The sequence below is a fragment of the Chloroflexota bacterium genome, from assembly GCA_018648225.1.
GTDB lineage: Bacteria > Chloroflexota > Anaerolineae > Anaerolineales > UBA11858 > NIOZ-UU35.
Genome location: JABGRQ010000220.1, coordinates 1 through 4,183 on the forward strand (window position 1 = coordinate 1; position 4,183 = coordinate 4,183).

Below are 4,183 nucleotides of genomic sequence, written 5' to 3' on the forward strand. Positions count from 1 at the left end.
ATATCTTTTACCATAGTGTCATTGCGAACCCCGAAGGGGTGAAGCAATCTACCCTGCTGGGAGACTGCCACGCTGCGCTCGCAGTGATATGATTTCTAGATACTTTCCGGTAGATTCTCTGTGCCCTTTGTGTCTCCGTGGTGGGGTTTTATGGGTTTGTCTGAGATGGGTTAAGTATAGCGCAAATTTCCGCATGTTATAATCGCGCCATGCTACCGGATTTGAATCTGAACGATATTGTGCGCTTGCGCAAACCTCACCCCTGTGGCAGCTACGAATGGAAGGTAACTCGACTGGGCGCGGATATTCGCCTGCAATGTTTGGGCTGCCAACGGCTTGTTATGCTCCCGCGTCGTCAGTTAGCCCGGCGTTTGAAAAATATTACCAGCAGCGCAAACAATAATGAATCATCCAGCTAAGAAACCACATATCCTGTTTTTATTTTCAGATACCGGGGGAGGCCATCGTAGCGCCAGCGAAGCGATTATCGAAGCCTTGCAACTGGAATTTGGCGATCAATATACTACCCAGATGGTAGATATTTTCAAGGACTACGCCCCATCGCCGTTGAAAATGCTCCCGGCAATTTACCCGCGCATCGTCAAAGCGCCGCGCGTTTGGGAGTTGGGCTACCATCTCAGTGATGGGCCCATGCGAGCCAGCGCGCTCTCTGCCGGAGCCTGGCCCTATGTGCGGGGCAGTTTTCGACGCCTGATTGCAGAACATCCCAGTGACTTGATTGTTTCAGTTCATTCACTGGCGAACGAGCCAGTCCTGCGCGCCCTGGGGGCAGAACGCCCGCCCTTTGTCACTGTGGTTACCGATCTGGTCACTACCCACGCCACCTGGTATCACCGCCAGGCCGATTTATGCCTGGTGCCCACCGAGGCTGCCCGCCGCCGCGCCCTGAAACTCGATCTCAAACCTGAGCAAGTGAAAGTCGTTGGATTACCTGTAGCTGAGCGTTTCTGTAACCCGGCTATGGATTCCCGCGCCGTCCGCGCAAACCTGGGTTGGCCGCAAGACTTGCCTGTGGTGGTGTTGGTCGGTGGTGGTGATGGGATGGGTCCGCTCCGGGAGACGGCTCTGGCAATTTCAAAAGCAAAATTATCCCTGGCGCTGGTCATTATCACCGGGCGCAACAAAACCCTCCAATCCAGGCTTGAAGCGACCGATTTCTCCATGCCCACATTTGTATATGGCTTCGTGCGCGAAATGCCCGATTTTATGGCCGCCGCCGATGTGCTGGTCACCAAAGCCGGGCCAGGGACGATTAGCGAAGCCCTCAACGCGGGCCTGCCGATGATCTTGTACAGCCATTTGCCGGGACAGGAAAGCGGCAATATCCCCTATGTCGTCACAGAAGGCGCGGGGGTTTGGGCGCCGCGCACCGAAGAAATTGTGCGTACACTCAAAAACTGGCTTGAGCATCCCGATCAGCACGCCGCAGCGGTAGCCGCCTGCAAGCGCATGGCGCGCCCTGATGCGGCGCGTAAAATTGCCCGCGTGTTGGTAAAAACGTTAGAGCAATTTAGAGACCGCGCCTACAATTTTAACTAATTTTCTGGCTTGTCATTTCGAGCCATAGGCGAGAAATCCCTGAAACCAAACGGGAATAGGAGCCTGCTCAGGTGATACATCAAGCCGTTTCGCAGGGATTCCTCGCTTCGCTCGGAATGACAAGTTAGCTATGCTGTTCAAGCTTCTCTTGATAATTGCAGATTCTCGCGGATTTACAGAATTATCTGTGCAAATCCGTCCAATTTGGGTAATCTGCAACCTGTTTTTGCAAATATTCTGGTAAACAATAACCCGCTGAAGTGACCCTAGATGAGTACCCTCTACCTCGTAGCTACGCCGATTGGAAATCTCGCCGACATCACTCATCGCGCCTTGCGCGTGCTGGGCGAGGTGGTATTAATTGTCGCCGAAGATACCCGCCAAACGCGCAAATTACTCGCCCATTACAGCATCGAAACCCAACGTTCATTACTCAGCTATCATGAACACAGTTCAGCAGGCCAGCTTGAGCAGATTCTTGCCACATTGGCACAGGGTGATGTGGCCTTGTGTTCCGACGCGGGCACACCGGGTATCAACGATCCTGGGTATGCATTGGTGCGGGCGGCCATTGGCGCGGGGCACACCGTCAGCCCGATTCCCGGCCCCAGCGCGCCGCTGGCGGCCCTGATTGCATCGGGCTTGCCCAGCGACGCTTTTCTCTATTTAGGGTATTTGCCGCGCAAAGCATCGCCGCGGCGGCGGGCGATTAGCGATGTAGCCGAACAGCCTTACACGTTAATTTTTCTCGAAACCCCTCATCGTCTGCTGGATGCACTGCACGATCTTCAAACCGTTCTGGGCGAGCGTCAGATTGCTGTGGCGCGTGAGTTGACCAAAATGTATGAAGAAATTTTCCGTGGCACGTTTGGCGAGGCAATTGCACGCTTCGAAGCGCAGGCACCGCGTGGCGAAATCACCCTGGTGATCGCCGGGGCAAAATCCAGCGCTGAGGTGTGGGACGAGCCGCGGGTGATCGCCGCCATTGCCGCCGCGCTCTCCGAGGGGAAGAAACCCTCCCGAATTGCGCGCCAACTTGCCGCCGAGTCCGGCTGGCCGCGCCGGGAGGTGTACCAACTCATCACCGGAGAGTTCAAATCATAAGGAAATCCAATGAATCTGGATGATTCCAAAGTTTTTTCTATGCTTGACCCCCAAAATATGATCGCCGAAATTGATCGTTTGCCAGCACAATTGCTCGATGCCTGGAGCCTGGGGCAAAGCCTGCCGCTGCCTAACTGGCAGGGCATCCGCCATGTGCTGGTAGCCGGGATGGGTAGTTCTGCTCTGGCTGCCGATCTGTTGGCCGCGTATGTGGCGCCGGTTAGTCCTGTGCCGGTGGTTGTGCAGCGTGATTATGATCTGCCCGCCTGGGCGCAGGGCCATGAAACGTTGGTTGTGGCGCTCTCGCATTCCGGCGAGAGTGAAGAAACGCTCTCGGTTTTTGAGCGAGCGCTCGCGCAAGATTGTCGGGTGATCGTGATTTCAACCGGCGGCGCATTGGTGGAAAAAGCACAGCAGGCGGATGTGACTGCGTGGCGCTATGCGTATGAGGGGCAGCCGCGCCTTGCGATTGGGTACGCTTTCGGACTCCTGTTGGGGTTGGTTCAGCACCTGGGGTTGGTGCCTGCATCCGAAGCGCATCTGCGTGATGCCGTGGAAGCCATGCGCGTGCAGCAAACCGAGTTAGGCTCCACTGTGCCCCTGATGCAGAATCCGGCCAAGCGATTGGCTGGGCAGTGTGTGGGGCGCTGGGTGATCGTGATTAGCGCGGGGATATTGGCGCCGGTGGCGCGACGCTGGAAAGAACAGATCAACAAGTCGGCGAAAACCTGGGCACAATTTGAAGCTTTGCCCGCCGCCAATCACACGACTTTGGCCGGTGTGATGCATCCCGAAGGCGCGCTGGCACATACGATGGTGCTGTTCTTGCGAGCGCGTTCGATGCACCCGCGCAATCAGAAACGCGTAGATGTGACCAAAGAGTATTTTATGCTCGAGGGGCTGGGAACCGATTTTGTGAATGCACAGGGCGATAACCCTCTGGCTGAAATGTGGACAATGCTCCAATTTGGAGAATATGTGGCTTATTATTTAGCGATGGCGTATCAGGCAGACCCTGCGCCGATAATGCCTATTGAGGGGATGAAAGCCTATTTACGCGCAGCATAGGTATTTTTTTTGAATTGTTCTGCTGTTCACATACTGCCCTTTTCGCGTCGAGAGAATGCTGTATAATTGCGCTATTCTAATTTGACAATACCACATTACAAACAAGAAACCCGAAGTTAGGGGGTGGAAGTGGTGCGCAGCACCACTTCCACCCCCTAATTTCGGAAACTTTTCGCGAACGAGACATTGTCAAACTAATCTGAAATCTTTGAGGAGTATTGTTATGGCTATTGATCCTGCTGCCATTGAAGAGTATCGTGAAGTTTTAGGGGATGAATTCGCCGCTTTTTTTGTTGATTTAATCGATGATTTCTTTGTCAGTGGCCCAGCCTTGGTTCAGGATTTGAAAAACGCGCTAACGAGTAATGATGTGGAACTTTTTACTCGCGCGGCACACACGATGAAATCGAACTGCAAGACCTTTGGCGCTTATGAATTTGCCAATTATGCA

The 4,183-nt window shown here is 54.1% G+C and carries 5 protein-coding genes; all 5 read left to right on the forward strand.

Annotation, left to right across the window (positions count from 1 at the left end):
• Nucleotides 1-209: 209 nt before the first annotated feature.
• On the forward strand, nucleotides 210-419 hold the full coding sequence (locus HN413_18295) for a DUF951 domain-containing protein (protein ID MBT3392353.1): 210 nt from the start codon (nucleotides 210-212) through the stop codon (nucleotides 417-419).
• Nucleotides 403-1,560: a glycosyltransferase gene (locus HN413_18300; protein ID MBT3392354.1), complete on the forward strand. Its 1,158-nt coding sequence runs from the start codon at nucleotides 403-405 to the stop codon at nucleotides 1,558-1,560. The genes HN413_18295 and HN413_18300 overlap by 17 nt, the downstream gene beginning before the upstream one ends.
• 270 nt (nucleotides 1,561-1,830) lie before the next feature.
• A complete protein-coding gene (gene rsmI / locus HN413_18305) occupies nucleotides 1,831-2,664 on the forward strand; it encodes a 16S rRNA (cytidine(1402)-2'-O)-methyltransferase (protein ID MBT3392355.1) in 834 nt (277 codons plus the stop codon).
• Between the two features lie 9 nt (nucleotides 2,665-2,673).
• Nucleotides 2,674-3,732, forward strand: coding sequence for an SIS domain-containing protein (locus HN413_18310; protein ID MBT3392356.1), 1,059 nt, complete (start codon nucleotides 2,674-2,676; stop codon nucleotides 3,730-3,732).
• A gap of 223 nt (nucleotides 3,733-3,955) precedes the next feature.
• A partial coding sequence (locus HN413_18315; protein ID MBT3392357.1) for an Hpt domain-containing protein occupies nucleotides 3,956-4,183 on the forward strand: 228 nt, incomplete at its 3' end.